Below are 880 nucleotides of genomic sequence, written 5' to 3' on the forward strand. Positions count from 1 at the left end.
TGGACTGCTCCCAGTATCCTAGACATGAGACAGCCTCATTTTGAAGCTGCTTCAAAGGCTTCTGGACTCATCCCGTCGAGATGCGAATGACGCCTAATCCGATTGTAAAACATCTCGATATAATCAAACACATCTGCACGTGCCATTTCACGTGTTTTATAGATTCTCTTTTTAATTCTTTCCTTCTTCAAGCTGCTAAAAAAGGATTCTGCAACAGCATTATCCCAACAGTTGCCTCTACGGCTCATACTGGGAACCAAGTTATGCTTCTGACAGAATTTCTGCCAATCTCCACTGCTATATTGTGAGCCTTGATCTGAATGTATGATCACAGGCTCATTTGGCCTGCGTCTCCATACTGCCATGAGAAGAGCATCCAAAACGATATCCTTCGCAAGAGTAGGTTTCATTGACCAACCGATTACTTTTCTCGAATATAAATCAAGAACTACAGCCAGATACAACCAACCTTGCCAGGTGCGGATGTAGGTAATATCAGTCACCCAAGAGGTATCAGGTGTGTTTACAACAAACTCTCTATTTAAATGGTTGGGTGGCACAATCTGAGGACGACCACAGCCATAACTTTTATGCTTTTTATATCCTCGAACAGCGGCAATGCCATTGTTCTTCATGATCTTTAGCACACGATTAGGTCCGCAGCTTTCACCTAGCTCTTTAAGATCCAAAGTGATGCGACGATAACCATAAATGCCATAACTTGCATCATAAGAAGAACGAATGAGCTGTAATAACCGCTTGTCTTCAATAGTCCTGCCTGATTCGGGTTCATGCAACCAGGCATAATAGCCAGCACGAGCAATCTTAAGAACCCGACACATCGTTTTAATTTTAAACTGATGGCTGTATTCGAGGATAA

1 protein-coding gene is annotated in these 880 nt (G+C 42.6%); it reads right to left on the reverse strand.

Annotated elements, in window-relative coordinates; translation table 11 throughout:
* Positions 1–35 precede the first annotated feature (35 nt).
* On the reverse strand, positions 36–880 hold an 845-nt coding region (locus GTU69_RS16930; RefSeq protein ID WP_166172224.1), incomplete at its 5' end, for an IS3 family transposase.

The sequence above is a fragment of the Acinetobacter sp. SA01 genome, assembly GCF_011319235.1.
GTDB lineage: Bacteria > Pseudomonadota > Gammaproteobacteria > Pseudomonadales > Moraxellaceae > Acinetobacter.